Genomic DNA, 26,563 nt, shown 5'->3' on the forward strand with positions numbered 1-26,563 from the left:
AGCTGCTTCTACATTGGCGCCTGCTGCGTTATTCAGCGCTGCACGTGCGCCGCATTCGGGCGACTTTTCAGATTCTTGTCAGCCTTGTAACGCAGCGCCACATCCGGCACCGAACCGCTCTTGCCGGTCTCGACCCAGTTGCGAATACGGCTGGCATCGGCAAAGTGGGTGAATTTGCCGAACGCATCCAGGATCACCAGTGACACCGGGCGGTTGCCCATGCTGGTCACCAGTACCAGGCAGTGGCCGGCCTGATTGGTGAAGCCGGTCTTGGTCAGCTTGATGTCCCAATTGGCGCGGTTGATCAGGTGGTCGGTGTTGGAGAAGCCCAGGGTGTAGTTGGGCTTGCGGAACGACACGGTCTTTTCCTTGGTGGTGCTCAACTGGCTGAGCAGCGGGTAATGCCGTGCGGCGGCCAGCAGCTTGCTCAGGTCGCGGGCGGTCGACACGTTGTGGATCGACAGGCCGGTGGGCTCCACATAATGGGTGCTGGTCATGCCCAGCGCCTTGGCCTTGGCATTCATCGCCGCGATAAAGGCCGCGTAACCCCCCGGATAGTGGTGCGCCAGGCTCGCGGCGGCGCGGTTTTCCGAGGACATCAGGGCGATCAGCAGCATTTCCTTGCGCGGCATCTGGCTGCCGATCTTCACGCGGGAGAACACGCCTTTCATCTCCGGCGTGTCGGTGATGTTGATATCGATGTACTCGTCCATGTTCTGCTTGGCTTCCAGCACGATCAGGCCGGTCATCAGCTTGCTCACCGAGGCGATGGGTACCACCACATCGGGGTTGCTGGAATAGATGACTTTGTTGGTTTGCAAGTCCACCAGCATGGCGCTGCCGGAAGCGATCTGCAGTTTGGAAGTGTCACGCGGGGCCTGGGTGGTTTCGGCGGCGTGGGCGAATGTGCCGGTCAAAGCGAAAAAAAGACTGACGAGAGAAAGACGAATTTTCACGCGGGTGAACTCGCTAAAAAGTAATGAAAGACCGCTGGGGAAACGGCTGGTAAGAAAAATGACGTTACATTCTAGGAGTATGGATGGATAACTGTCGAATGTTCTTCCAGAACCAGACGAAAGTGCTTAAAAAATAACAAAAAACAGTTTTTCAGCAGGCAATAAAAAGCCCCGCGATAACGCAGGGCTTTTTCAGTCCGCAAGGTTATTAGCCGTGCAGGGTCTCTGCGGCGTACAGCGTGTTCTCCAGCAGGCAGGCGCGGGTCATCGGGCCCACGCCGCCCGGTACCGGTGTGATCCAGCCGGCGCGGGGCAGGGCGGTGTCATACACCACGTCGCCCACCAGCTTGCCGTCGTCCTGACGGTTGATGCCCACGTCTATAACGATGGCGCCTGGCTTGATCCACTCACCTTTCACCAGGCCCGGCTTGCCGGCGGCGACCACGACCAGGTCGGCACGACCGACATGGCCGGCCAGATCCTTGGTGAAACGGTGGGTAACGGTCACGGTGCAGCCGGCCAGCAACAGCTCCATCGCCATCGGGCGACCAACGATATTCGAGGCGCCAACCACTACCGCGTCGAGACCGTAGAGGTCGATGCCGGTGCTTTCGAGCAGTGTCATGATGCCTTTCGGGGTGCACGGGCGCAGCAGCGGGATACGCTGGGCCAGACGACCGACGTTATAAGGATGGAAGCCGTCGACGTCCTTGTCCGGGCGGATGCGTTCGAGCAGTTTGGACGCGTCCAGGTGTTCGGGCAGTGGCAGTTGCAGCAGGATGCCGTCGATGCGCGGGTCGTCGTTGAGGCCGTCAATCAGGTCGGTAAGCGCCTGTTGAGTGGTGTCGCTGGGCAAGTCGTAGGCCTTGGAAATAAAGCCGACCTCTTCACAGTCTTTACGCTTGTGCGAGACATAAACCTGAGAGGCAGGATCGCTGCCCACCAGGATCACCGCGAGGCCCGGCGTGCGCAGGCCTTGCTCGCGACGCTCGGTGACGCGTTTGGCGATCTGCTGGCGCAGGCTGGCGGCGATTGATTTGCCGTCGATAAGTTGTGCAGTCATTACGCGTGATTAACCATCGAGAGGGGGAAGAAAAGTGCGCGCATTCTCGCACGCCGAGGCGTGAGGGCAAAGGCGCTTGGTCCGCAAATTGCCCTAAGCCCTTAAATAAAATCAGTTTTTTTCAAAAAAGATTTGACGGGTTTCCGGGCCCTCTATACTATTCGTCGCACTTGTCGGGCACAGCCTAGCACTGGTTAAGAAGGTCGAGCAGAATCGTTGTTCTGCAAGGCTGGAAAGCACTTAGTTTGTAATCCTCCAAGAGTACAGATTAATAAGGCGCCCGTAGCTCAGCTGGATAGAGCATCCGCCTTCTAAGCGGATGGTCGCAGGTTCGAGTCCTGCCGGGTGCGCCATTAGGCAGCTTTGGCACAAGTAGCGCTAGATGGTGGGCGTAGCTCAGTTGGTAGAGCACGGGATTGTGACTCCCGTTGTCGAGGGTTCGATCCCCTTCGTCCACCCCATATTTTGAAAGGCGCCAGATTAACCATCTGGCGCCTTTGCTTTAAGAGCTGCAAGCGCGGATGTGGTGGAATTGGTAGACACACTGGATTTAGGTTCCAGCGCCGCGAGGCGTAAGAGTTCGAGTCTCTTCATCCGCACCAATCAAGCGTCATCGAGCCACTGGGCTTGATGAGGCCAGACGAAGAAGTTGTTTGAGTGCTTCGTCGATGCTAGATGGTGGGCGTAGCTCAGTTGGTAGAGCACGGGATTGTGACTCCCGTTGTCGAGGGTTCGATCCCCTTCGTCCACCCCATATTCGAAAGGCGCCAGATTTAACAGTCTGGCGCCTTTTTTGGTTTTGGCGGTTCGAGAATTCGGCGGCTGCAGGTATTGGGTCGCAAGGGCAGGGCGCTTCATCGTTTTTGTGTCTCGATGATGCCGCGCTGCCTGCCGTCCCTGTCAGCAGGGAGGGTCGTCAGGGAGATGAATGGCCTCTTTGCTATATAGAAGAGGCGGCGCAGAGCTCTGGCGCGATTGGCTGTATTTGTCACCGGGGCGAAGTCCGTCAGTGCCTTCGTACCGATAAAACGGCGGCTGTTTTCGCGCGCATTTTCAGCAGGGTGACTTCTTGAGTTTGACCCACTAGAATGCATGCCCTTGATTGGGGTCGGAAATGGCCGGCTAATGTCTGTGCAACGAGGAATATCCATGCAAGTTTCTGTTGAAAATACTACTGCTCTCGAGCGCCGCATGAGCATCACCGTGCCGGCTGAGCGTATCGAGACTGCGGTCAACAAGCGTCTGCAGCAGACCGCCCAAAAAGCCAAGATCGCTGGTTTCCGTCCAGGCAAAGTGCCAATGAGCGAAATCAAGCGCCGTTTTGGTGCTGATGCGCGTCAGGAAGCGGTAGGTGACGTGATCCAGGCTTCCTTCTACGAAGCTGTGGTTGAACAAAAGCTGAATCCGGCTGGCTCGCCTTCCATTGAGCCCAAGTCCCTGGAAGCGGGCAAGGACCTGGAATACGTTGCCGTATTTGAAGTGTTCCCGGAGTTCGAAGTTGCCGGTTTCGACGGTATCGAAATCGAGCGCCTGAGTGCCGAAGTGGCTGATGCCGACCTGGACAACATGCTCGACATCCTGCGCAAGCAGAACACCCGTTTTGAAGTGGCCGAACGTGCCGCCCAGAACGAAGACCAGTTGAACATCGATTTCGTGGGCAAGGTTGACGGCGAAGCATTCGCTGGCGGCTCCGCCAAGGGTACTCAGCTGGTGCTGGGCTCCAACCGCATGATCCCGGGTTTTGAAGACGGTCTGGTTGGCGCCAAGGCCGGCGAAGAGCGCGTGCTGAACCTGGAATTCCCGGCTGACTACCAGAACCTGGATTTGGCCGGCAAAGCCGCCGAGTTCACCGTCACGGTCAACACCGTGTCCGAGCCAAAGCTGCCTGAGCTGAACGAAGAGTTCTTCGCTCAATTCGGTATCAAGGAATCCGGCATCGAAGGCTTCCGCACCGAAGTTCGCAAGAACATGGAGCGCGAGCTGCGTCAGGCTATCAAGTCCAAGGTCAAGAACCAGGTCATGGACGGTCTGCTGGCCGCCAATCCGATCGAAGTGCCAAAGGCTCTGCTGTCCAACGAAGTGGACCGTCTGCGCGTACAGGCTGTTCAACAGTTTGGCGGCAACGTCAAGCCTGACCAACTGCCGGCCGAGCTGTTCGAAGAGCAAGCCAAGCGTCGCGTTGTACTGGGTCTGGTCGTGGCTGAAGTGGTCAAGCAATTCGACCTCAAGCCTGATGAAGACCGCGTGCGTGAGATGATCCAGGAAATGGCTTCGGCCTACCAGGAGCCTGAGCAGGTTGTGTCGTGGTACTACAAGAACGACCAGCAACTGAACGAAGTACGTTCGGTTGTGCTGGAAGAACAAGTTGTGGATACTGTTCTGCAGAAGGCTAAGGTGACCGACAAGACGGTCTCTTACGAAGAAGCAGTCAAGCCGGCGGAAGCAGCACAAGCCGACTGATTGTCCAACTCGTTGGAAATTCAACCATAAGCCAGCCTCGCGCTGGCTTATGCGTTTTCAAGACATGACTATTTGGGAGTAACTGCAGAGCATGTTCCGTAATTCCTATATTCAGCAGAACTCTGATATCCAGGCCGCAGGCGGCCTGGTCCCGATGGTTGTCGAGCAGTCCGCTCGTGGCGAACGCGCCTACGACATCTACTCGCGCCTGCTCAAGGAGCGAGTAATCTTTCTGGTGGGTCCGGTAGAGGACTACATGGCCAACCTGATCTGTGCGCAGCTGCTGTTCCTTGAAGCGGAAAACCCGGACAAGGACATCCATCTGTACATCAACTCCCCAGGCGGTTCGGTAACGGCGGGCATGTCGATCTACGACACCATGCAGTTCATCAAGCCGAACGTGTCGACGACCTGTATCGGCCAGGCCTGCAGCATGGGCGCCTTCCTGCTGACCGCGGGTGCTGAGGGCAAGCGTTTCTGCCTGCCGAACTCGCGAGTGATGATTCACCAGCCACTGGGTGGTTTCCAGGGCCAGGCGTCGGACATCGAAATCCACGCCAAGGAGATTCTCTTCATCCGCGAGCGCCTCAATACGCTGATGGCCAAGCACAGCGGTCACACCCTGGAAGAAATCGAGCGCGACACCAATCGCGACAACTTCATGAGCGCCGAAGCCGCACGTGCGTACGGGTTGATCGACGCCGTGATCGAAAAGCGCCCAGCCTAATATAAGCAGCGCAAAACAAGGCTGATCGGTTTGTCCGATCATCGGCGGGCTTGAAAAAGCCCGCATAAGCCTTCATCTTGTGTTGCAAGCCTATCGGATTTGGATCGAACGAATGACTGACACCCGCAACGGCGAGGACAACGGCAAGCTGCTCTATTGCTCCTTCTGTGGCAAAAGCCAGCATGAAGTACGCAAATTGATTGCCGGTCCCTCGGTCTTTATCTGCGACGAGTGCGTCGACCTGTGCAATGACATCATCCGCGAGGAGGTGCAGGAAGCCCAGGCCGAAAGCAGCGCGCATAAATTGCCATCGCCTAAAGAAATCAGCGGCATCCTTGACCAGTATGTCATCGGTCAAGAGCGTGCAAAGAAGGTTCTGGCCGTAGCGGTGTACAACCACTACAAGCGTCTGAACCAGCGTGACAAGAAAGGCGACGAAGTCGAACTCGGCAAGAGCAACATCCTGCTGATCGGTCCTACAGGCTCGGGTAAGACCCTGCTTGCAGAGACCCTGGCCCGCCTGCTGAACGTTCCGTTTACCATCGCCGACGCCACCACCCTCACCGAGGCTGGCTACGTGGGTGAGGACGTCGAGAACATCATTCAGAAGCTGCTGCAGAAGTGCGACTACGATGTGGAAAAGGCCCAGATGGGTATTGTCTACATCGACGAAATCGACAAGATTTCGCGCAAGTCCGACAACCCGTCGATCACCCGGGACGTTTCCGGTGAAGGCGTGCAGCAGGCCCTGTTGAAGCTGATCGAAGGCACGGTTGCTTCCGTACCGCCACAAGGCGGCCGCAAGCACCCGCAGCAGGAATTCCTTCAGGTGGATACGCGCAACATTCTGTTCATCTGTGGCGGGGCATTTTCGGGGCTGGAGAAAGTTATCCAGCAGCGTTCCACCCGTGGCGGCATCGGTTTCAGTGCAGAAGTGCGCAGCAAGGAAGAAGGCAAGAAGGTGGGCGAGTCCCTGCGTGAAGTCGAGCCTGACGATCTGGTCAAGTTCGGTCTCATCCCGGAATTCGTTGGTCGTCTGCCGGTCCTGGCCACGCTGGACGAGCTGGACGAGGCTGCTTTGATTCAGATCCTCACCGAGCCGAAAAACGCCCTGACCAAGCAGTACGCCAAGCTGTTCGAGATGGAAGGTGTAGACCTGGAGTTCCGGACCGACGCGCTCAAATCGGTGGCCAAGCGGGCACTGGAGCGCAAGACCGGCGCTCGTGGTCTGCGCTCGATTCTCGAAGGCGTGTTGCTCGACACCATGTACGAAATCCCTTCGCAGTCCGAAGTGAGTAAAGTGGTGATCGACGAAAGCGTTATAGAAGGCAAGTCCAAGCCACTGTATATCTATGAAAACAGTGAGCCGACTGCCAAGGCTGCGCCAGACGCGTAAGCGTTTGCAGCCGCGATACAAACAAGGGGCCTCCAGGGGCCCCTTTGTTTTGGCTGGGTTTTTACCTGCGAGCGTTTACTGCGTTTAACTGCTGGCAATAAGCTTGTTTTTTTTGCATGCAGCCCCCATCTTGGTTTCATGCTTATTTTTCAACTGTCATAGAGGCGAAATCATGAAGACAACCATTGAATTGCCTCTCCTGCCGTTGCGTGATGTCGTCGTCTATCCGCACATGGTTATCCCGCTGTTCGTGGGGCGCGAGAAGTCTATCGAAGCCCTCGAGGCCGCGATGACGGGCGACAAGCAGATCCTGCTGTTGGCCCAGAGAAATCCTGCTGATGATGATCCGGGCGAAGACGCCCTGTATCGCGTCGGTACCATTGCCACTGTCCTGCAATTGCTCAAGCTGCCTGATGGCACCGTCAAGGTGCTGGTGGAAGGCGAGCAGCGCGGTGCGGTCGAGCGCTTCATGGAAGTGGACGGTCACCTGCGCGCTGAAGTGGCGCTGATCGACGAAGTCGAAGCGCCTGAGCGCGAGTCCGAAGTATTCGTACGCAGCCTGCTCTCGCAGTTCGAGCAGTATGTGCAGTTGGGCAAGAAAGTCCCGGCTGAAGTGTTGTCGTCCCTCAACAGCATCGATGAGCCGAGCCGCCTGGTCGACACCATGGCTGCGCACATGGCGTTGAAGATCGAGCAGAAGCAGGACATCCTCGAAATCATCGATCTGTCGGCCCGTGTCGAGCACGTGCTGGCGCTGCTGGATGCGGAAATCGACCTGCTGCAGGTCGAGAAACGCATCCGTGGCCGCGTGAAGAAGCAGATGGAGCGTAGCCAGCGCGAGTACTACCTGAATGAGCAGATGAAGGCCATTCAGAAAGAGCTCGGCGACGGCGAGGAAGGCCACAACGAAATCGAAGAGCTGAAAAAGCGTATCGATGCCGCCGGCCTGCCCAAGGATGCGTTGACCAAGGCGACCGCCGAGCTGAACAAGCTCAAGCAGATGTCACCGATGTCGGCTGAAGCCACCGTGGTGCGGTCCTACATTGACTGGCTGGTGCAGGTGCCGTGGAAGGCCCAGACCAAGGTGCGTCTGGATTTGACCCGTGCCGAAGAAATCCTGGATGCCGACCACTACGGCCTCGAAGAGGTCAAGGAGCGCATCCTCGAATACCTCGCCGTGCAAAAGCGTGTGAAGAAGATTCGCGGTCCGGTGTTGTGCCTGGTCGGTCCGCCTGGCGTGGGTAAAACGTCCCTGGCCGAGTCGATCGCCAGTGCCACCAATCGTAAATTTGTGCGCATGGCGCTTGGCGGCGTGCGTGATGAAGCGGAAATTCGTGGTCATCGCCGTACCTACATCGGTTCGATGCCAGGAAGATTGATTCAAAAGATGACGAAAGTCGGGGTGCGTAACCCGCTGTTCCTGCTTGATGAAATCGACAAGATGGGCAGCGACATGCGTGGCGATCCGGCGTCGGCGTTGCTGGAAGTGCTTGATCCCGAGCAGAACCACAACTTCAATGACCATTACCTCGAAGTCGACTACGACCTGTCCGACGTCATGTTCCTGTGCACCTCCAACTCCATGAACATTCCGCCGGCGCTGCTGGACAGGATGGAGGTGATTCGTCTGCCGGGTTACACCGAAGACGAGAAGATCAACATTGCGGTCAAGTACCTTGCGCCCAAGCAAACGTCGGCCAATGGTCTGAAAAAAGGCGAGATCGAGTTCGAGGTCGAGGCGATCCGCGACATCGTGCGTTACTACACCCGCGAGGCCGGTGTACGGGGTCTTGAGCGCCAGATCGCGAAGATCTGCCGCAAGGCGGTGAAGGAACATGCGCTGGAAAAACGCTTCTCGGTGAAGGTTTCGTCCGACTCGCTGGAGCACTTCCTCGGTGTGCGTAAATTCCGCTATGGCCTGGCCGAGCAGCAGGATCAGGTTGGCCAGGTGACCGGGCTGGCATGGACCCAGGTGGGCGGCGAACTGTTGACCATTGAAGCGGCGGTCATTCCGGGCAAGGGTCAGTTGATCAAGACCGGCTCCCTGGGTGATGTGATGGTCGAGTCCATCACGGCCGCGCAGACCGTGGTGCGCAGCCGCGCTCGCAGCTTGGGGATCCCTCTGGACTTCCACGAGAAGCACGACACTCACATCCATATGCCGGAAGGCGCGACCCCGAAAGACGGCCCCAGCGCTGGCGTAGGCATGTGCACCGCGTTGGTATCGGCTCTGACCGGCATTCCGGTGCGTGCCGATGTGGCCATGACCGGGGAAATTACCCTTCGCGGTCAGGTGCTGGCCATTGGTGGCCTTAAAGAGAAATTGCTCGCGGCACACCGGGGTGGCATCAAGACCGTGATCATTCCTGAAGAGAATGTTCGCGACTTGAAGGAAATTCCTGACAATATCAAGCAGGATCTTCAGATTAAACCGGTTAAATGGATTGACGAAGTCCTGCAAATTGCGCTGCAATACGCGCCGGAGCCCTTGCCGGATGTGGCTCCGGAGATAGTCGCCAAGGATGAAAAACGCGAGTCTGATTCCAAGGAAAGAATTAGCACGCATTAATGTGTTGAAGCCTTGGGGGTTTCCTTGACAGCTTTTTAGAGCCCTTGTTATAAAGCGGCTCTTAAGTGTCTGTAGGCCATTCAGCACCGTTTTTTGCTGTTACAAAAAAACTTAGAATCATACTCAATAGATATATAAGGGGACTTAGAGTGAACAAGTCGGAACTGATTGATGCTATCGCTGCATCCGCTGATATCCCGAAAGCTGCTGCCGGCCGTGCGCTGGACGCAGTAATCGAATCCGTCACTGGCGCTCTGAAGGCTGGCGACTCCGTGGTACTGGTAGGCTTCGGTACTTTCTCCGTGACTGATCGCCCAGCTCGCACTGGCCGTAACCCACAGACCGGCAAAGCACTGCAAATCGCTGCTGCCAAGAAACCAGGTTTCAAAGCCGGTAAAGCCCTGAAAGAAGCCGTTAACTAAGCTTCGTTCACGCCTTGCCTACCCGGGCCAGACGCAGGTCTGGCCTGGCAGCGGAGCGGCAGCTGACCCACGTATCCATTGGGTCGCACGCCGGGGGTGTGGGTTCAAACCCCCGTCCGCTCCGCCAGTTACGAGAAGGCGCATCCTCGGATGCGCCTTTCTTCTATCCGGATTCTACCCACGCTCCACGGTTGCCAATTTTTGAAGTTCAACCGTTTCTGGGGGACGCATGCTGCAAAATATCAGGGACAATTCACAAGGCTGGATTGCCAAGACCATTATCGGGATCATCGTCGCATTGATGGCGTTCACCGGTATCGAGGCCATTTTCCAGGCCTCGACCAACACCAAGCAGGACGTGGCCAAGGTCAACGGTGATGAAATCACCCAGACTGAGCTGAGCCAGGCCGTCGACATGCAACGGCGCCAGCTGATGCAACAGCTGGGCAAGGATTTCGACGCTTCCATGCTCGACGAGAAACTGCTGCGCGAAGCGGCGCTCAAGGGCCTGATCGATCGCAAGCTGCTGCTGCAAGGCGCGGCGGATTCCAAGTTCGGCTTCTCTGAAGCGGCTCTGGACCAGGTGATCCTGCAGACACCGGAATTCCAGGTGGACGGCAAGTTCAGCGCCGAGCGCTTTGACCAGGTGATCCGTCAACTGGGCTATACCCGGATGCAGTTCCGTCAGATGCTGACTCAGGAAATGCTGATCGGCCAGGTTCGCGCAGGCATCGCCGGCAGTGGTTTCGTGACCGACGCCCAAGTGCTGGCATTCGCCCGACTGGAAAAACAGACCCGCGACTTCGCCACCGTCAACATCAAGGCTGACCCTGCGGCGGTGAAACTCACCGACGACGAGGTCAAGGCCTATTACGACCAGCACGCCAAGGAGTTCATGACGCCGGACCAGGTGGTCATCGACTATCTGGAGCTGAAGAAGTCGTCTTTCTTCGACCAGGTTACGGTCAAGGATGATGAGCTGCAGGCGGCCTATCAGAAAGAAATCGCCAACCTCGCTGAACAGCGTCGTGCCGCGCATATCCTGATTGAAGTCAACGACAAGGTCACCGAGGCACAGGCCAAGGCCAGGATTGAAGAGATCCAGGCACGCCTGGCCAAGGGCGAGAAATTCGAGGCGCTGGCCAAGGAGTTCTCCCAGGATCCAGGTTCTGCCAACAATGGCGGCGATCTGGGCTTTGCCGGCCCTGGCGTCTACGATCCGGACTTCGAAACGGCCTTGTACGCCTTGAACAAGGACCAGGTTTCGGCGCCGGTACGCAGTGCGTTCGGATGGCACCTGATCAAGCTGCTGGGCGTTGAAGCACCTCAGGTGCCGACGTTTGCCAGTTTGAAAGACAAGCTGACCCGCGAGCTGAAGACCCAGCAGGTTGAACAGCGTTATGTCGAAGCCACCAAGCAATTGGAAGATGCGGCCTTCGAAGCCTCCGACCTGGCCCAGCCGGCGTCGGACCTGAAGCTCACTGTGCACACGTCTGCGCCGTTTGGCCGTGAAGGTGGCGAAGGTGTTGCAGCCAACCGTGCCGTGGTAACGGCTGCGTTCAGCCCGGAAGTGCTGGATGAAGGCGCCAACAGCAGCGCCATTGAGCTGGACCCTGAAACCATCATCGTGCTGCGCGCCAAGGAACACCTGAAGCCTGCGCAACTGCCGCTGGAAAAAGTGTCTGACGCGATCCGTGCACAGATGACCAAGGAGCGCGCAATCGCCGCTGCCAAAACCCACGCCGACGAGTTGATCGCCAGCCTGCGTGATGGCAAGACCGCGCTGAACCAGCCTATTGATGGTCAGGCCTGGAAAGTCACCGAAGCGGCTACCCGTAGCCAGGAAGGGATTGACCCGGCTGTGTTGCAGGCCCTGTTCCGCATGCCCAAGCCTGCGGCCAAGGACAAGCCGTCCTTCACCACCGTGACCCTGGCTGACGGCAGCCTGGTGCTGGTGCGCTTGAACGGTGTCAACGAAGCGGCTGCCCCAACGGATGAAGAAAAGGCGCAATACCGTCGTTTCCTCGCTTCCCGTGTTGGTCAGCAGGACTTCGCTGCGTACCGCAAGCAGTTGGAAGCGCAGGCGGACATCAAGAAGTACTGATGTCGGCTTGAACAAAAAGACCCCGTCCTGAAAAGGCCGGGGTCTTTTTTTGCGCCTGTTGATCCAATATTGAAGCGCCAATGTGTGAGGGCCCTGGAATTTTTCCTGACAGGAATGCGCGCGCCCGGAGACCGTTCTGTTGCACAATACCGGCCGGACTGTTTTTCTCAGGATTTTCGATGTCGATATCATTTCACTTGCGTGGCCTCGGGCTGGCGTTGGTGCTGGCGGGCGCTGCGGGCTGCTCGTCACCCAAGACCGCTATTTATGAGCATGAGAACTTCGACGACTCCGGCACGTTTTCCCGTGATTACCCGGTCAGCGACGTCGCCGCGTGCGAAGCCGCCCGGCGTGCATTGCTCAGCCAGGGCTATATCATCACCAGCAGCGATCCGAAGTTGGTGGTGGGCAACAAGAGCTTTCAGCAGACCGGCGAGACGCACCTGCAGATCAGCTTCAACGTGGTGTGCGCCGATGATGGCAGTGGCAAGCATTCGACGATGTTCGCTAACGCCTTGCAGGACCGCTACGCGCTGAAGAAGGTCAACAACTCTGCGAGCCTCGGCGTGGGCGTGCTGGGCTCGGTGTCGATGCCTATCGGCTCCACCGACGACTCGATGGTGAAAGTGGCGAGTGAGACGGTTTCAGCGCCCAAGTTCTATGACCGCTACTTTGCGCTGGTGGACGTGTTCCTGCCCCAGGAAGTGAAAAAGGCGGCGCACATTCCGGAGACGCCCAAGGCAGACCTGGGCATGCCGGAACCCAAGGCTGCGCCGTTGGCGACACCGACAGCCGAGAAGGTCGAAACGCCGAATCAAGAGCCGGCCGCGTCGCAGCCGCTCGCTCCGCCACCTGAGGCAGCGCCGATTGCGCCGCAGGCAGAACCGGCGGCGGCGCCTGCAACCGAGCCGGCACCTGCGCCGACCAATCCAAACCTGCCCGCGCCCACGGAGGCGATTCCGCCGCTGCCAACGCAGCCTTGAGCCTTGTATACAGTGGAAAGCCGCACATCCTGAAGTGCAGGAACTTCACGGTGTTGCCTTTTTTTCGTCATGACGGCACTTTAGGCTGGTGATACAGGTCATTAACCTGTCATCGCTGTCCATTCAAAAAGGAGCCCACCATGGACGATTATCAGGAAGAACTGCTGGAGTATCAGGCCTTTGAGTTGGATCCACTGGATCCGGTCGACGACGCCACCGAGTTGTAACCCCCGACTTCAGGCGGAATGCCGCTGACTGCGGCGAAATTCCCCTGGGGTCTGGTTGTTCCAGCGCCTGAAGGCCCGTTGAAACGCCTGGGCCGAGGCAAAACCGAGCAGGTAGGCGATCTCGCCAAATGCCAGTTCCGTATCGCGAATGTAGGTCATGGCCAGGTCGCGGCGAGTGTCGTTGAGAATGGCGCGAAATTGAGTGCCTTCGTCGGCCAGTTTGCGCCGCAGTGTCCAGGTCGGCAGCTGCAAGCGTGCTGCCACTTCTTCAAGGTCGGGTTCCCGGCCGCCATTGAGCATTGGCCCGAGCAAACGGGTGATGCGCTCGCGCAGGCTGCGTGTGCGTGTAAGCTGCTCCAATTCCCTTTCGCACAGTTGCAGCAACAGCTGCCAGGTACTCGGGCAATGCTGTGGGTTGCGCAGGGCGAGGCTCTGTCGGCTCAGTCGCAGTTGGTTGGCCTCGGCGCCAAAGTGGATCGGGCCGTCCGCCAACACGCTGTATTGTTCGTGGTAGTCCGGCGCGTCGAATTCGATGTCGATGCGCTGCGCTTGCACGGGCTGTCGCGCCAGGCTCGACAATTGCTGCAGCCAGCCGGCAATGATCGAGTCCACCACAAAGCGGTTATAGGCGTTGTAAGGGCTGATGGAATAGAACCGTAGCCACGCGCCATCGGCATCTTCGTGAAAGCTCGACTGCCCTCGATAGTTGGAGCCGTACAACGCTTCGAAGCGCGTGAGCGTGCGAGCGGCCTCGCGCACCGTAGGCGCCTGGGCGGCGGTGACGCCCGCCAGGCCCGTCTGATTCAGCCGGCTGAGCCTGCCCATGCGCAGGCCCAGCCCCGGGTCGTTGGTGAGTTGGATGGCCGCATGGCCCAGGCGCATGTAGCGCGGGATCGACAAGCGTGCGCCGGCCTCAGCGAGGCGCGCCGGGTCAAATCCGTATTGCAGCAGCAGCGGTTGCGGATCAAGGCCATGGCTTTGGATCGCGTCGGCCAGGCTGTGCACGAAGCCGACCGACAAGTCCCCAAGGCGCACCGGCTTCACGCTGTTACAGCCAGATATTCAGCAGGCGTGCGCCACGGGCACTGCCGTCGGCAAACACCTGGCCGTTGCTGCTCAAAAAGCTCTGGCCGGAGCTGCCCAGGTCCCAGAACTGTCCACGCTGGAACACACTCATGCCGGCGGTGGCCTGGCTGATCGGTTGCTGGCTGATCAGCGTCAGGCGATGCCAGGCCTGACCCTCGCTGAGTTCTTCGGGCTTGAGGCTGATTTCCGTGGGGGTGGACACGCTTTTGAAACCGCGCCATGGGCGGTCCCAAGTATCCCGACCGATCACATAGGCCGGCACCGCGATGAGTTGCGCGCCTTGTTCGTTGAGCTTGCGGTAGTTGTCGGGGTACCAGCTGTCGCTGCCGATCAGGATGCCCAGGCGCCCGGCCGGGGTGTCGACCACGCTGACGATGTTTTCATCGCCCGGCTCGATAAAACCGCGCTCGTCGTAGATCGGGTAGAACTGGCGTTGTGGCTGGCCCACTGCCAGGCCGTCGGCGGCGAATACCACGCTGGCGTTATACAGCGCGCCATGGCCGACCTGCAGTTGTCCCTGGCTGATAGTCGGGTTGGGCAGGGCGATGGAACCGGCCACCAGGGTTACACCGAACTCCTTGGCCAACCCGCCGAACAGCAATTGATAGTCGCGCGCCATGGTTTCGGCTTTCATGCGCAGGTACGCGTCGTTCATGCGGTTGTCGCCGGTGGCGCTGATCCATGCCCGCGCGAACGACAGCGGGTTGCTGAGCGACAGCCAGCTCATCGCGTCCTGCCAATGCGTGGCCTGGTACAACTCGTTTTTTTCGCCGCCGAGCATCAGCCAGGTGCCGATATGTTCGGGCATGACCACGATGGTTTTGTCGTTGATAAAGCCTTGGTCGCGCGCCTTTTGCAGATAGGCTGCGAGTTTCAGGTGCAGGCGCTCCACACTCTGGTAATCGGCGGGGAACAGCTCAGGCTGGATGCCCAGCAGGTTGCCCCGGTCGGCAGGCTGGCCCTGGTTGACGGCGACATTGATGCGCAGGTCCGACAGGTAATGCGCCACAGGGCGATCCTGGGTCCAGACCAGATAGGCGGTGAGGGCGGCAACCAGGGCCATGGTGACGGTGAGGGCTAAGAGTTTACGCATGGATAACGGACAACGAACCTGGGACGGGGCATGAATTTTCGACTGAAGTGCGAATGAGGATACACAGAGTCAGCGGGTTACAGGAATTATTGGGGCGATGCGCAGCTTTTTCCTGGCACCGACGGCAGTTTCGCCAATGTTGACGCCTGCGCGTTGGAACCGGATCGTCCGGCTTGGTTCCTGCCCGGCTTTATTCTTTGCCGCCCGCAAAGGCTTGCCCGCCGGCTATCCATTCACGCAGGGCGTCGGGCGACAGGGGTTTGCAGAAGAAATAGCCCTGGCCCTGATGGCACTGCCAGTCACGCAAGAGCCGGTAGTTCAACAGGGTTTCCACGCCCTCGGCCACCACGGTGAGATTGAGGTTTCGCGCCAGGCTGATGATGCCTTTGACGATATGCCAATTGCTGGTGTCGGGCCGCAGATCCACCAGCAGCGAGCGATCGAGCTTGACGCTTTTTGCCGGGATGTCCCGCAGGTACCGCCAGTTGCTGTAGCCGCTGCCAAAGTCGTCGATGGCGATGGCCACACCCAACCGGTGCAGGCGCATGAGCTGGTGCTGGACGGCGTCGAAGTCGGGAATCAGCACGCTTTCGGTGAACTCCAGTTCAATGCATTGCGGCGCCAGGTTGAACTGCGCCAGTGAGTGGGTCAGCTCATCAATCAGTTGGCCATCGGTCAGGTCTATCGACGACACATTGAGCGACACGTTCAGGTGCAGACCCTGGCTCCGCCACGCGTCTATCTGCTTGCACACGTTTCTCACCACCCAACTGGTGATATGCCGGATGGCGGCGGTGGTCTCCGCCAGGCCGATGAATTCGGCCGGCCCGATTTCTCCCAGTACCGGGTGCGTCCAGCGCAAAAGCGCTTCGACCGAGTCACAGCGTTTGTCGGCCAGATTGATTCGAGGCTGATATTCCAGGCGTAGCTGGTCCGGCGCGAGCAATGCGGACTCGATCGAGTGAAGCAGCATTGCACTGCGCTGTGCGTGGGCATCGATGGTGGCGTCGTAATACAGCCACCGGTGCTCGGAGCGCCGTGCCGTGTCAGTCACGCTGGCCATCAGCCGCACGTTATCGACAGGGGGCAGGGCGCTGGGGCCGATCCTGAGCACGCCGATGCCCACGTCGGCGAACACCGGCACATTCTGGAAGTGCACGGGCTGCGCCAGAGCGGCGGTGAGTCGTTGGATAAGTGCGGGCAGGTCAACCTCGGGGCCATCCTCCATCAGCACGGCGAAGCTCAGCGTGCCGGCGCGATACAGGCGTGCATGCCCGGGCAGTACAGCGGCGAGTACATTTTTTACCCCCAGCATGAACTCGACGAAACAGTCCAGGCCCAGGGCTTTCACCAGCCTGTCCATGCCGAATGCGGTCAATGGCTCGACCAGTATGGCCAGACGTTGCGGCAGGCCTGCCGCTTCTCTGGCAACGTCGCGTTCAAAACACGCGCGATTGGGCAGCCCGGTCAGCGCATCGACGAAGTGCCTGTCGTGAATGAAGTCCAGGCGGGCGGCGGCGACTGCGGCGGCGTTATGCAAAAACAGGTTGTCCTGCTCGCTCATCGGCGTGCGTCTGCCTGCATCAGTCGGCGCCGCAAAATGCGCCGACACCATGGCCACGATGCTGTCGAGCACCTCATCCACCTCGGGCACACGCGCTTGTTCAGTCAACTCGGATAAGGAATTGGGCATTTTTTCAATCCTGTAAGGGCAATGAACAAGGTGGCGTGTGCCGGGCAGCGCGTCAGGTTTTAAAGCGCAGCACCAGCCCGTTCAAGTTGACGGACAGACGTGAGAGCTCGTTGCTCGCGGTCAAGGTCTGGCGAGTACCCTCGCTGCTCTGAATGGCAAGGTCACGGATGCTGATCAAGCTGCGGTCAACGTCACGTGCAACGTGCGCCTGTTCCTCGGACGCGGTCGCAATCTGCAGGTTTCGATCATTGATTTCAAGCACCGAATCGGTGATCTGGCGCAGGGACTGGCCTGCCTGTTCGGCCGTGTCTCGGGTGTTGTGAACCTGTGATGTGCTTTTGCTCATTGAGTCGACGGCTGCGCGTGAGCCTACCTGGATCGCAGTGATCATGTGCTCGATTTCTTCGGTCGAGGTTTGTGTGCGATGCGCCAACGCCCGCACTTCATCGGCCACCACCGCAAATCCGCGTCCTTGTTCGCCTGCGCGCGCGGCTTCGATGGCCGCGTTCAATGCCAGCAAGTTGGTCTGTTCGGCAATGGCACGGATAACGCTCAAGACTTTGCTGATGTCCTGTGCCTGCCCGGCCAGCACTTTGACTTGATCCGAAGACGATTCAACCAGGCCCGTCAGGTTTTGCATGGCGATCAGCGTTTCGTTCACACGCGTGTTCCCCAGGTCTGCCGACAGGCTCGACTGCTGGGCGGCCTCGGAGGTGGAAGTGGCGTTCCTGGCGACTTCCTCAACGGCAGCGCTCATCTCGTTAACGGCCGTTGCTGCCTGTTCGATTTCGCTGTTCTGCTGTTGCAACGTGCGATCGGCATTCTCGGTGATCGCGGTCATCTCCACCGCTGCCGTGCTCAATTGGGCGGAGGCTCCCGAGATTTCCAGAATCGTGTTGCGCAGATTTTCGCGCATCAGGTTGAGTGCGTTCATCAGGCGCGAGGCTTCATCCGAGCCACTGACCTCAAGCCCATGGGTCAAGTCGCCCTCGGCAATGTCCTCTGCCAACCGCAGCGATGAGGTCATCGGACGGACAATACTGCGGGTAAAGAACGTCGCGAGCATGACGGTGAGGATGGCGGCGGCGAGCAGCACGGCGATCAGGACGCTGACGCTGTGATCGTACACGTTGCCGGCCTCCTTGCCGGATTCAGCGGCTTGACGCGCGTTTTGCTCGCGCAGCAGCGTCAGTTGCTCCTGGTAGTCATTGCCAAGCTGCATCTGTTCGGTGTTGGCCATCGCCACTGCCTGTTCGTGATTGGACGTGTCCAGCGCTATGACGCGATTCAACCCTTCGATGTAGCTGTTCATCACCTGATTGGTTTTTTCAAACTGGTCCTGGTCCTGGGTTCCCGATATCAGGTGGGTGCGATAGAACTCCGTGCGTGAAGTGAGCGTCTGCAAACCCTCTTGAACCTTGTTCAATGACGCTGCGCGCACCTCTTCAGTCGCGCGTGAGAGCATGCGAATGCTTTCAAGGCGGATGTGCAGCAAGGCGATTTGAATATCGTCGATGACTTGAATGCTGGGCAGCGAGTTGGTCTCGATATCCTGCTCGGCGCTGCGCAAGTGCCCGATCTGCACGTAGGAAAAACCGGCGAAACTGAACAGCAGTAGGGTGATCAAGCCAAAGCAGACGAATGCGCGGCGTGCAATATTCAATGATCTGAGAGTCATTGGGGGCCTCCGATGGCCAGGATTGGGACGTGGTAAATGCACGGCGGCATTAAACAGGTGGAAGACAGGGGCTCCAGGCAAATCCCGGATGGCCGCTTGGTAGCAGAATGATGGCGTCGCGCGGTTTAATGAAGTCAGCAAATTGGATCGGGTTGATAGGGGCGCTACATCAGTGCGCGCAGTGAAGTGACAGATACGGCGCTGTGCATTTCGGTCAATAAGTTGTCAGTTTGGGTCATTGAGCGGCAGTCCATCGCCTCTTAGTCTGTGGGACATAAACCGATGGGGTGTCATTCGAATACCTCACGTCCCGTGATGATCCGTTGTGGAGCTGTACCATGACCGCTGTTGCCTACCCGCACCTGCTGGCCCCGTTGGACCTGGGTTTTACCACCTTGCGCAACCGCACCCTGATGGGTTCGATGCACACCGGCCTTGAAGAAAAACCCGGCGGTTTCGAACGCATGGCAGCTTACTTCGCCGAGCGTGCCCGAGGCGGCGTCGGCCTGATGGTCACCGGCGGGATTGGTCCGAATGATGAAGGCGGGGTGTATGCCGGCGCGGCCAAGCTGACCACCGAGGAAGAAGCGCACCAGCACAGAATCGTCACCCAGGCGGTGCACGCAGCTGGCGGCAAAATCTGCATGCAGATCCTTCACGCCGGCCGTTACGCCTACAGCCCCAAGCAGGTGGCGCCGAGCGCGATTCAGGCGCCGATCAATCCGTTCAAGCCCAGGGAGCTGGACGAAGAGGGCATCGAAAAACAGATTCGGGATTTCGTCACCTGCGCGCGGCTGGCCCAGGTCGCCGAGTACGACGGCGTGGAAATCATGGGGTCCGAAGGCTACTTCATCAATCAGTTCCTCGCCGCCCACACCAACCACCGCACCGACCGTTGGGGCGGCAGCTACGAGAACCGCATGCGCCTGGCGGTGGAAATCGTGCGTCGGGTGCGTGAAGCCGTCGGCCCGAATTTCATCATCATCTTTCGCCTGTCGATGCTTGATCTGGTGGAAGGTGGCAGCAGTTGGGAAGAAATCGTGCAACTGGCCAAGGCCATCGAGCAGGCCGGCGCGACGATTATCAACACCGGCATCGGCTGGCACGAAGCGCGAATCCCGACCATCGCCACCAAGGTGCCACGGGGTGCGTTCAGCAAGGTCACGGCCAAGCTGCGTGGCGCGGTGCAGATCCCGCTGATCACCACCAACCGCATCAACACCCCGGAGATTGCCGAGCAGATCCTTGCCCAGGGCGATGCGGACATGGTCTCCATGGCGCGCCCGTTTCTGGCCGACCCGGAGTTCGTCAACAAGGCTGCGGCCGGGCGTGCCGATGAGATCAATACCTGCATCGGCTGCAACCAGGCCTGCCTGGACCATACCTTTGGCGGCAAGCTGACCACCTGCCTGGTCAATCCGCGCGCATGTTACGAAACCGAACTCAACTATTTACCGACCACCCACCGCAAAAAAATCGCCGTGGTCGGCGCAGGCCCGGCCGGGTTGGCCGCTGCCACCGTGGCCGCCGAACGCGGCCATCAGGTGACGCTGTTTGATTCGGCGAGCGAAATCGGCGGCCAGTTCAACATCGCCAAGCGTGTGCCAGGCAAGGAAGAGTTCTTCGAAACCCTGCGTTACTTCACGCGCAAGCTGCAAACCACCGAGGTCGAGCTGCGCCTGAACACGCGCGTGGATGTCGCGCAGCTCGCGGCGGGCAGCTATGACGAAATCATCCTGGCCACTGGTATTGCACCGCGTACTCCGGCCATTGCGGGAGTCGACCACGCCAAGGTGTTGAGCTACCTGGACGTGATTCTCGAACGCAAGCCGGTCGGCAGACGCGTTGCGGTGATCGGTGCCGGTGGCATCGGTTTCGACGTCTCGGAGTTTCTCGTGCATCAGGGCGTGTCCACCAGCCTGGACCGCGACGCGTTCTGGCGGGAGTGGGGCATCGACACCCAACTGCAGGCCCGTGGCGGCGTGGCCGGGATCAAGCCGCAGCCGCACCTGCCGGCGCGTGAAGTCTTCCTGCTGCAACGCAAGGCCTCCAAGGTCGGCGACGGCCTGGGCAAGACCACCGGCTGGATCCACCGCACGGGGCTCAAGAACAAGCAGGTGCAGATGCTCAACAGCGTCGAGTACTTGAAGATCGATGACGACGGTCTGCATATCCGCATCGGCGCCGAGGGTGAGCCCCAGGTGCTGGCGGTGGACAATATCGTCATCTGCGCAGGGCAGGACCCGCTGCGCGAACTGCACGACGGTCTGGTCGCGGCGGGTCAGAACGTGCACCTGATCGGCGGCGCCGATGTGGCGGCCGAGCTGGACGCCAAGCGCGCCATCAACCAGGGCTCGCGCCTCGCCGCCGAGCTGTAAGACCCGGGCGGGGGCGGTGTTAGACTACCGCCCCTTTTTCGCGCAGGTGCCACCCGGATGGCCCCCTTCGACTGGCTCCCCCACGCGCCCCTTGAACCCGTGCAGCTTGATTGGCTGCGCGGCGTCGAGCTTGCGGTGCTGCGCCTGGACCTGATCGACCCGCTGATCAGCGGCAACAAATGGTTCAAGCTCAGCGGGCATCTGGCCCAGGCGCGGCAGGCCGGCGCCAGCGGCATCATCAGCCTGGGCGGTGCCTACTCCAACCATCTGCACGCGTTGGCGGCGGCAGGCCAGCGCTTCGGTTTTGCCACGGTCGGCCTGTTGCGCGGTCACCCGCAGGACACGCCCACGGTGCTCGACCTCAAAGCGTTCGGCATGCACCTGCACTGGCTGGGGTATGACGGCTATCGTGCGCGTCACGAACCGCGGTTCTGGGAACCGTGGCATGAGCACTATCCCCACCTGCATGCGGTGCCCGAGGGCGGTGGCGGATTGACCGGGGCGTTGGGATGTGGGGTATTGGTCGAACAGGCGCGTACGCAGTTGAATGCGTTGGGCTGGGACGACTATGACGCCTGGTGGCTGGCCGCCGGCACCGGCACCACGTTGGCGGGGTTGGTGCTGGCCGAGGCGGGCGGCCATCCGGTGTACGGCGCACTGGCCGTGCCGGATGACCACGGTGTGGCGCGCACTGTGCAGTCAATCGTGGCGCAAGGTTATGAACTGCTGGACGCGAGCAGGGGCGGCTTTGCCAACGTCGACCCGTTGTTGCTGGCGTTTATTGACGCCGCGCAACAGCAATGCGGCCTGCCGCTGGAGCCACTCTACACCGGCAAGGCGCTGCTGGCGCTGAAACAGCAGATCGAGGCCGGCCGCTTCGCCCCCGGCACCCGCCTGATCTTCATCCACACCGGCGGCCTTCAGGGCCGCCGCGGATTCAATCCCTGATGCGACACCCTGCGGGAGGCTCTGCCTGGCAATGTGGCGCAACAAACTGGAGCCTCTGTGGCGAGCGCGCTCGTCAAAGGAGTGTGGTTGCCTGAAATCGCTCATGCTCCCGACAGCGGTGTGTCACTCAACCGGTTGCCGCCTGCCTGGCAGCATTCGCAACGCCGTGTTATCGCGCATCACATAATGGTGAAAAATCCCTGCCAGCGCATGCAGCCCGATCAGCCAGTAGCCGATCTGCCCGAACAGTACGTGCCAGCCCTCGATCTCCTTGGCCAATGCCTTGTTCTCGGCGATCAACGGCGGCAATTCCATCCCGTAGAACATCACCGAGTGCCCTTCGGCGCTGACGATCAGCCAACCGGCGATCGGCATGCCGATCATCAGCGCATAGAGTGCGGTGTGCGTGAGCCTGGCCAGCAGACGCTGCCATAGCGGCGGGGCGGGGACGATCTTTGGCGCAACCCCCAGGCTGCGCGCAAACAATCGCAGCCACACCAGCACAAACACGGTCAGGCCGAACATGAAGTGCATTTCGACGATCAGCGTGCGTGCGCCGCTGCCCTTGGGGAACTGCCCGCGCAATTCGATGCAGGCATAGACCACCGCCAGCAGCACCACCATCAACCAGTGCAGCGCAATCGACATGGTGCTGTAGCGCGTATCGGAATTTTTCCACGGCATCGCTGGTTTCCTCACTCATCAGGGCATGTTTCCGTTCTTTGGCGACGGAGTCTGTTTACTGTATGCCTGATTCAGCCGCGGCGCGCGTCCGGGATGCCGTTTTCCTTATTTGCGTCAGGCGCCCTGGGGCATCTCACCGCGCGCCAGGCGCCCGTTGATGTCGGCGATCACCGCCGGCAATTGGTTGATCGTGTCGATCAGGTAGTGCGGGCGCGAGCCGGCGAACATCGCTTCGATACGCATGCGCTCGGTGGTGAGCGTGGCGCTGTCCAGGGCCAGAAACTGCGCGTAGGTCAGGCCCAGCGCATTGCCGGAACAGGTCAGCGCCACGGTCCACATGCCGGCGCGACGGCCTTCGAGGATGCCCGGCACGGTGTCATCGACCTTCACGCACGCCGCCACATCGTCAATGCCCAGGGCGATCACGTTGGCCAGGGCCTGGGCCGGCCACGGGCGGCCGTTGGGGACGTCATCGGTGGCCACGACGTGGTCGGCGACATAACCGTTGCTCGCCGCCAGGGCGACCACCTTGTCCATGACCTGCCGGGGATAGCCGGAGCAGGAGCCGATTCTGATGCCCTGCACACGCAGTTCCGCAATGGTATCGAGGGCGCCCGGGATCAGCGCCGAGTGCTCGGCGATTTTTTCGATCTGCAACGGCATGAAGCGCTGGTAGATCGCGGTCACGTCCGCATCGGTGGGCGTGCGGCCGACCGCCTGGCGGTAGCGCTCGGCCACCGCCGGCTGGTTGCAGAGGGTACGGATATGGTCCCACTTGCCCATGCCCATGGGGCCACGGGCTTCTTCGATGGACACCTGCACGCCGAATTCGGCGAAGGCTTCGACGAAAATCTGCGTGGGCGCGAACGAGCCGAAATCGACCACGGTGCCGGCCCAGTCGAGGATCACGGCTTGCAGGGTGTTGGGGTTTTGATACTGCATGGTTCAAGTCCTGTGGAGGCTGGTGTCTAGTAGAAGCGCTTCACCGATCGCGGTGACCGCTGCTTGCATGTGCGCGGCGTCGACGTGGCCAATGCAGCCGACGCGAAACGTCTCCACCTGGGTCAGTTTGCCGGGGTACAGGATGAAGCCGCGGGCCTTGACCCGTTCGTAGAAGTCCTGAAACCGATAGCGCGGGTCTTGCGGGGCGTGAAAGGTGACGATGATCGGTGCCTGGATGGCGGCCGGCAGGAAGCTGCGCAGGCCCAGGGCGGCCATGCCGTCCAGCAGCGCCTGGCAGTTGCTGGCGTAGCGCCGGTGACGGGCGGGCAGGCCGCCTTCTTCGTCAAATTGCAGCAGCGCCTCATGCAGGGCGGCAACCACGTGGGTCGGCGGGGTGAAGCGCCACTGGCCGGTGCTGGCCAGGTAGCTGTGCTGGTCGAACAGGTCCATCGCCAGGGAGTGGCTGTTGCCCTGAGCTGCGGCCAGCGCAGCTTTCCGTGCGAACACAAAGCCCATGCCCGGCACGCCTTCCAGGCATTTGCCCGAGGCTGCGATCAGCGCGTCGAAGGGTATTTCGCGAGCATCGATGGGCAGCGCACCGAACGAGCTCATGGCGTCGATGATCAGCCGCCTGCCGTGACGTGCCACCACCTGCGCAATCTCCGCCAGCGGGTTGAGGATGCCGGTGCTGGTTTCGCAGTGGACCAGGGCGACATGGCTGATGCGGCTGTCGGCGTGCAGCAGGCGGTCCACATCGGCGGCGGTGGTGGGGGCGTCCTCGGCGGTTTCGAAGGTGCTGAACGTGCGCCCGAGCACCGCGCAGATCTTCGCCAGACGCTTGCCGTAGGCGCCGTTGATCAGCACCAGCACCTTGCCGTCGCGGGGCACCAGCGTGCCGATGGCGGCTTCGACGGCGAAGGTGCCGCTGCCCTGCAGGGGGATGCAATGGTGGCTGTCCGCACCGTTGAGAATCGTCAGCAGCCGGGCGCAGACGCTGTCGGTGAGTTGATTGAAGCGCGCATCCCATGAGCCCCAGTCTTCCAGCATCGCCTGGCGGGTGCGCAGCGAGGTGGTCAGGGGCCCGGGAGTCAGCAGGAGCGGCGCGGCAGTGGTCATTTCAGGTTCTCGCGAGGCGTTGGTGTGAAAGCTACGGCGCCTAAATTGCAGTTTGGCTTGTCATCAATCAAATTGTTTGTTGTTATGCGAGCCATCAGTGAGGCCGATAATCATGAATCTGTTTCAATTGCGGGCGTTTGACGCCGTGGCTCGCGAGGGCAGCTTTACCCGGGCGGCGGCGCGGCTGTTTATCAGCCAGCCGGCGGTGACCGGGCACATCAAGGCGCTGGAAGAGCACTATCAGATTCCACTGCTGCGCCGCACCGCACGACGGGTGGAATTGACCGAAGAGGGCACGCGCCTGGCGGCAATCACGCGGGCGATCTTCGGCCTGGTGGACGAAGCGCAGACCCTGCTGGAGGCCAATCGCCAACTGCTCAGCGGACGCCTGGAAGTCGCGGCGGACGGCCCGCACCTGGTGATGCCGATGATTGCCAGCCTGCGTGCGCGCTATCCGGGTATCACCGTGAACCTGCGCCTGGGCAATGCCCAGGAAACCCTGGCAGCGCTGTTGGCCGAGCACGCGGATGTGGCCGTGCTCACCGAAGTGGCGCCGCGCAATGGCGTGCACCTGCAGCCCTTGAGTGAGTCGCGTATTTGCGCACTGGTGCCGGCGGCGCACCCGTGGGCGAGCCTGCGCGAAGGTATTGCGCTCAAGCAGTTGCATGACGTGATCATGGTGCTGCGCGAGCCTGGCTCCATCACCCGGCGCACCTTTGACGACGCCTGCCGGGCGGCCGATGTGCAGCCCAGGGTGTTGCTGGAACTGGACAGCCGTGAAGCGGTGACCGAAGCGGTCGCGGCCGAACTGGGCGTCGGGGTGGTGTCCTCGATTGAAGTCAGCCCCGACCCGCGGGTGCGCGCGGTGCCGATCCAGGGCGATGGCCTGGTCAACCGGCACTTGCTCGGCTGTCTGCAACGGCGGCGCTCGCAGCGCATGATCCAGGCGGTTTTCGAGTTGGCGCCCTGAGGGTTTTTTGCTGGAAGGAAGCGTGGCTGCGCTATAAACTCTGCCCCCAAAGCGCCGGCCAGTAGACGTTTCGGCGCCATGGACAGTTAGAGAGTGAGTCATGGGCGCACAGTGGAAAGTCAAACATAAAGAAGCGGCATCCAATGCCAAGGGCAAGATCTTCGGCAAGCTGGTGAAGGAAATCACCATTGCCGCGCGCAACGGCGCCGACACCGCCACCAACGCCCACCTGCGTCTGGTGGTGGAGCAGGCCAAAAAGGCCTCGATGCCCAAGGAAACCCTGGAGCGCGCGATCAAGAAGGGCGCCGGCCTGCTCGGTGAAACCGTGCAGTACCACCGCGTGACCTACGAAGGGTTTGCCCCGCATCAGGTGCCGTTGATCGTCGAATGCGTCACCGACAACATCAACCGCACCGTGGCGGAAATCCGCGTGGCGTTCCGCAAGGGCCAACTCGGCGCATCCGGCTCGGTGGCCTGGGACTTCAACCATGTCGGCCTGATCGAAGCCTCGCCGGACAGCCCGGACGCCGATCCCGAGATGGCTGCCATCGAAGCCGGTGCCCAGGATTTTGAAGAGGGTGAAGAAGAAGGCACCAGCCTGTTTATCACCGAGACCACCGACCTGGACGCCGTGCAGAAAGCGCTGCCGGAGCAGGGCTTCACCGTGCTGTCGGCCAAGCTGGGCTATATCGCCAAGAACCCGGTGACCGGGTTGAGCGATGAGCAGATGGCCGAGGTCGAAGCGTTCCTCGAAGGCCTGGATAACCACGACGATGTGCAGGACATGTTTGTCGGTTTGGCAGGCTGATCACTGGGAAAACGCAGACCCAATGTGGGAGGGAGCTTGCTCCCTCTTATCCAACACAAAATAACTTATTGATTTTAAAACCTGAAGTTTCAGGCAGTCACATTCCTGTGGCGAGCGGGCTTTGTGGCGAGCGGGCTTGCCCCGCGTTGGGCTGCGCAGCAGCCCCAAAACCATGCGCTGAGCAGTGTCAGGCACACAGCGTTTTTCTTGATTGGGGGCGCTGCGCACTCCAACGCGGGGCAAGCCCGCTCGCCACAGAG

The 26,563-nt window shown here is 60.3% G+C and carries 20 protein-coding genes and 4 tRNA genes; 15 read left to right on the forward strand and 9 right to left on the reverse strand.

What is annotated here, in order from left to right; genetic code table 11:
* Window positions 1–32: 32 nt before the first annotated feature.
* Both pbpG and folD read right to left on the reverse strand, forming a co-directional pair.
* A complete protein-coding gene (gene pbpG, locus ACXX81_RS07095) occupies window positions 33–956 on the reverse strand; it encodes a D-alanyl-D-alanine endopeptidase (RefSeq protein WP_209983012.1) in 924 nt (307 codons plus the stop codon).
* 208 nt (window positions 957–1,164) lie between these two features.
* A complete protein-coding gene (gene folD, locus ACXX81_RS07100; RefSeq protein WP_338477830.1) occupies window positions 1,165–2,019 on the reverse strand; it encodes a bifunctional methylenetetrahydrofolate dehydrogenase/methenyltetrahydrofolate cyclohydrolase FolD in 855 nt (284 codons plus the stop codon).
* 276 nt (window positions 2,020–2,295) lie between these two features.
* On the opposite strand from folD, the gene ACXX81_RS07105 reads away from it, so the two are divergent.
* The 11 genes from ACXX81_RS07105 (at window position 2,296) to ACXX81_RS07155 (ending at window position 12,680) form a co-directional block, all read left to right on the forward strand.
* A tRNA-Arg gene (locus ACXX81_RS07105) sits at window positions 2,296–2,372 on the forward strand.
* A gap of 32 nt (window positions 2,373–2,404) precedes the next feature.
* Window positions 2,405–2,480, forward strand: a tRNA-His gene (locus tag ACXX81_RS07110).
* 56 nt (window positions 2,481–2,536) lie between these two features.
* Window positions 2,537–2,621 (forward strand) — tRNA-Leu (locus ACXX81_RS07115).
* A gap of 76 nt (window positions 2,622–2,697) precedes the next feature.
* Window positions 2,698–2,773 (forward strand) — tRNA-His (locus tag ACXX81_RS07120).
* A gap of 395 nt (window positions 2,774–3,168) precedes the next feature.
* A complete protein-coding gene (gene tig, locus ACXX81_RS07125; RefSeq protein ID WP_057007596.1) occupies window positions 3,169–4,479 on the forward strand; it encodes a trigger factor in 1,311 nt (436 codons plus the stop codon).
* A 91-nt stretch (window positions 4,480–4,570) separates the two neighbouring features.
* Window positions 4,571–5,206 (forward strand): ATP-dependent Clp endopeptidase proteolytic subunit ClpP, encoded by a 636-nt coding sequence (gene clpP, locus ACXX81_RS07130; protein ID WP_003238276.1) that lies wholly within the window; start codon window positions 4,571–4,573, stop codon window positions 5,204–5,206.
* Between the two features lie 112 nt (window positions 5,207–5,318).
* Complete coding sequence (gene clpX / locus ACXX81_RS07135) at window positions 5,319–6,602, forward strand: ATP-dependent Clp protease ATP-binding subunit ClpX (protein ID WP_003238279.1); 1,284 nt, start codon at window positions 5,319–5,321, stop codon at window positions 6,600–6,602.
* Window positions 6,603–6,774: 172 nt separating this feature from the next.
* Window positions 6,775–9,171: an endopeptidase La gene (gene lon / locus ACXX81_RS07140; RefSeq protein ID WP_209983006.1), complete on the forward strand. Its 2,397-nt coding sequence runs from the start codon at window positions 6,775–6,777 to the stop codon at window positions 9,169–9,171.
* Window positions 9,172–9,305: 134 nt separating this feature from the next.
* On the forward strand, window positions 9,306–9,593 hold the full coding sequence (locus ACXX81_RS07145) for an HU family DNA-binding protein (RefSeq protein ID WP_221034285.1): 288 nt from the start codon (window positions 9,306–9,308) through the stop codon (window positions 9,591–9,593).
* Between the two features lie 229 nt (window positions 9,594–9,822).
* Window positions 9,823–11,697 (forward strand): SurA N-terminal domain-containing protein, encoded by a 1,875-nt coding sequence (locus ACXX81_RS07150; RefSeq protein WP_458571414.1) that lies wholly within the window; start codon window positions 9,823–9,825, stop codon window positions 11,695–11,697.
* A 179-nt stretch (window positions 11,698–11,876) separates the two neighbouring features.
* Window positions 11,877–12,680 carry a DUF2242 domain-containing protein gene (locus ACXX81_RS07155; RefSeq protein WP_209983003.1) on the forward strand — a complete coding sequence of 268 codons (804 nt, stop codon included), beginning with the start codon at window positions 11,877–11,879 and terminating at the stop codon, window positions 12,678–12,680.
* Between the two features lie 236 nt (window positions 12,681–12,916).
* On the opposite strand, the gene ACXX81_RS07160 is transcribed toward ACXX81_RS07155, so the two are convergent.
* The 4 genes from ACXX81_RS07160 to ACXX81_RS07175 form a co-directional block, all read right to left on the reverse strand.
* Window positions 12,917–13,951 carry an AraC family transcriptional regulator gene (locus ACXX81_RS07160; RefSeq protein ID WP_209983001.1) on the reverse strand — a complete coding sequence of 345 codons (1,035 nt, stop codon included), beginning with the start codon at window positions 13,949–13,951 and terminating at the stop codon, window positions 12,917–12,919.
* Window positions 13,952–13,955: 4 nt separating this feature from the next.
* Window positions 13,956–15,086 (reverse strand): carbon-nitrogen hydrolase family protein, encoded by a 1,131-nt coding sequence (locus ACXX81_RS07165; protein WP_209982999.1) that lies wholly within the window; start codon window positions 15,084–15,086, stop codon window positions 13,956–13,958.
* A gap of 190 nt (window positions 15,087–15,276) precedes the next feature.
* Complete coding sequence (locus tag ACXX81_RS07170; RefSeq protein ID WP_209982997.1) at window positions 15,277–16,779, reverse strand: putative bifunctional diguanylate cyclase/phosphodiesterase; 1,503 nt, start codon at window positions 16,777–16,779, stop codon at window positions 15,277–15,279.
* 52 nt (window positions 16,780–16,831) lie between these two features.
* Window positions 16,832–18,457, reverse strand: coding sequence for a methyl-accepting chemotaxis protein (locus ACXX81_RS07175; RefSeq protein WP_209982994.1), 1,626 nt, complete (start codon window positions 18,455–18,457; stop codon window positions 16,832–16,834).
* Window positions 18,458–18,795: 338 nt separating this feature from the next.
* Between ACXX81_RS07175 and ACXX81_RS07180 the strand changes: the two genes are divergently transcribed.
* Complete coding sequence (locus ACXX81_RS07180) at window positions 18,796–20,835, forward strand: NADPH-dependent 2,4-dienoyl-CoA reductase (RefSeq protein WP_209982993.1); 2,040 nt, start codon at window positions 18,796–18,798, stop codon at window positions 20,833–20,835.
* Between the two features lie 57 nt (window positions 20,836–20,892).
* Window positions 20,893–21,783 (forward strand): 1-aminocyclopropane-1-carboxylate deaminase/D-cysteine desulfhydrase, encoded by an 891-nt coding sequence (locus tag ACXX81_RS07185; protein ID WP_209982991.1) that lies wholly within the window; start codon window positions 20,893–20,895, stop codon window positions 21,781–21,783.
* Window positions 21,784–21,906: 123 nt separating this feature from the next.
* Here the strand turns inward: ACXX81_RS07185 and ACXX81_RS07190 are convergent, their stop codons facing one another.
* From ACXX81_RS07190 to ACXX81_RS07200, 3 genes are all read right to left on the reverse strand, one after another.
* The gene (locus tag ACXX81_RS07190; RefSeq protein WP_209982989.1) at window positions 21,907–22,467 is read right to left on the reverse strand and encodes a cytochrome b; all 561 of its coding nucleotides are present in this window, start codon (window positions 22,465–22,467) and stop codon (window positions 21,907–21,909) included.
* 114 nt (window positions 22,468–22,581) lie between these two features.
* Window positions 22,582–23,409 carry a phosphonoacetaldehyde hydrolase gene (phnX, locus tag ACXX81_RS07195; RefSeq protein ID WP_209982987.1) on the reverse strand — a complete coding sequence of 276 codons (828 nt, stop codon included), beginning with the start codon at window positions 23,407–23,409 and terminating at the stop codon, window positions 22,582–22,584.
* Between the two features lie 3 nt (window positions 23,410–23,412).
* Window positions 23,413–24,525, reverse strand: coding sequence for a 2-aminoethylphosphonate--pyruvate transaminase (locus tag ACXX81_RS07200; protein WP_209982985.1), 1,113 nt, complete (start codon window positions 24,523–24,525; stop codon window positions 23,413–23,415).
* 112 nt (window positions 24,526–24,637) lie between these two features.
* Here ACXX81_RS07200 and ACXX81_RS07205 point away from each other — a divergent pair, with 112 nt between their 5' ends.
* Together ACXX81_RS07205 and ACXX81_RS07210 are read left to right on the forward strand one after the other, a co-directional pair.
* Entirely contained in the window at window positions 24,638–25,495 is an 858-nt protein-coding gene (locus ACXX81_RS07205; RefSeq protein WP_209982983.1) for a LysR substrate-binding domain-containing protein, read from the forward strand.
* 100 nt (window positions 25,496–25,595) lie between these two features.
* On the forward strand, window positions 25,596–26,303 hold the full coding sequence (locus tag ACXX81_RS07210) for a YebC/PmpR family DNA-binding transcriptional regulator (protein WP_057007583.1): 708 nt from the start codon (window positions 25,596–25,598) through the stop codon (window positions 26,301–26,303).
* Window positions 26,304–26,563: the final 260 nt, after the last annotated feature.

The organism is Pseudomonas sp. GNP013 (assembly GCF_054343995.1).

Excerpts from the sequence above, each read along its gene's own strand:
- folD (WP_338477830.1), bottom strand. The coding sequence starts at position 2,019 with ATGACTGCACAACTTATCGACGGCAAATCAATCGCCGCCAGCCTGCGC.
- tig (WP_057007596.1), top strand. The coding sequence starts at position 3,169 with ATGCAAGTTTCTGTTGAAAATACTACTGCTCTCGAGCGCCGCATGAGC.
- clpP (WP_003238276.1), top strand. The coding sequence starts at position 4,571 with ATGTTCCGTAATTCCTATATTCAGCAGAACTCTGATATCCAGGCCGCA.
- clpX (WP_003238279.1), top strand. The coding sequence starts at position 5,319 with ATGACTGACACCCGCAACGGCGAGGACAACGGCAAGCTGCTCTATTGC.
- lon (WP_209983006.1), top strand. The coding sequence starts at position 6,775 with ATGAAGACAACCATTGAATTGCCTCTCCTGCCGTTGCGTGATGTCGTC.
- ACXX81_RS07150 (WP_458571414.1), top strand. The coding sequence starts at position 9,823 with ATGCTGCAAAATATCAGGGACAATTCACAAGGCTGGATTGCCAAGACC.
- ACXX81_RS07155 (WP_209983003.1), top strand. The coding sequence starts at position 11,877 with ATGTCGATATCATTTCACTTGCGTGGCCTCGGGCTGGCGTTGGTGCTG.
- ACXX81_RS07165 (WP_209982999.1), bottom strand. The coding sequence starts at position 15,086 with ATGCGTAAACTCTTAGCCCTCACCGTCACCATGGCCCTGGTTGCCGCC.
- ACXX81_RS07170 (WP_209982997.1), bottom strand. The coding sequence starts at position 16,779 with ATGCCCAATTCCTTATCCGAGTTGACTGAACAAGCGCGTGTGCCCGAG.
- ACXX81_RS07175 (WP_209982994.1), bottom strand. The coding sequence starts at position 18,457 with ATGACTCTCAGATCATTGAATATTGCACGCCGCGCATTCGTCTGCTTT.
- ACXX81_RS07180 (WP_209982993.1), top strand. The coding sequence starts at position 18,796 with ATGACCGCTGTTGCCTACCCGCACCTGCTGGCCCCGTTGGACCTGGGT.
- ACXX81_RS07185 (WP_209982991.1), top strand. The coding sequence starts at position 20,893 with ATGGCCCCCTTCGACTGGCTCCCCCACGCGCCCCTTGAACCCGTGCAG.
- ACXX81_RS07190 (WP_209982989.1), bottom strand. The coding sequence starts at position 22,467 with ATGCCGTGGAAAAATTCCGATACGCGCTACAGCACCATGTCGATTGCG.
- phnX (WP_209982987.1), bottom strand. The coding sequence starts at position 23,409 with ATGCAGTATCAAAACCCCAACACCCTGCAAGCCGTGATCCTCGACTGG.
- ACXX81_RS07200 (WP_209982985.1), bottom strand. The coding sequence starts at position 24,525 with ATGACCACTGCCGCGCCGCTCCTGCTGACTCCCGGGCCCCTGACCACC.
- ACXX81_RS07205 (WP_209982983.1), top strand. The coding sequence starts at position 24,638 with ATGAATCTGTTTCAATTGCGGGCGTTTGACGCCGTGGCTCGCGAGGGC.
- ACXX81_RS07210 (WP_057007583.1), top strand. The coding sequence starts at position 25,596 with ATGGGCGCACAGTGGAAAGTCAAACATAAAGAAGCGGCATCCAATGCC.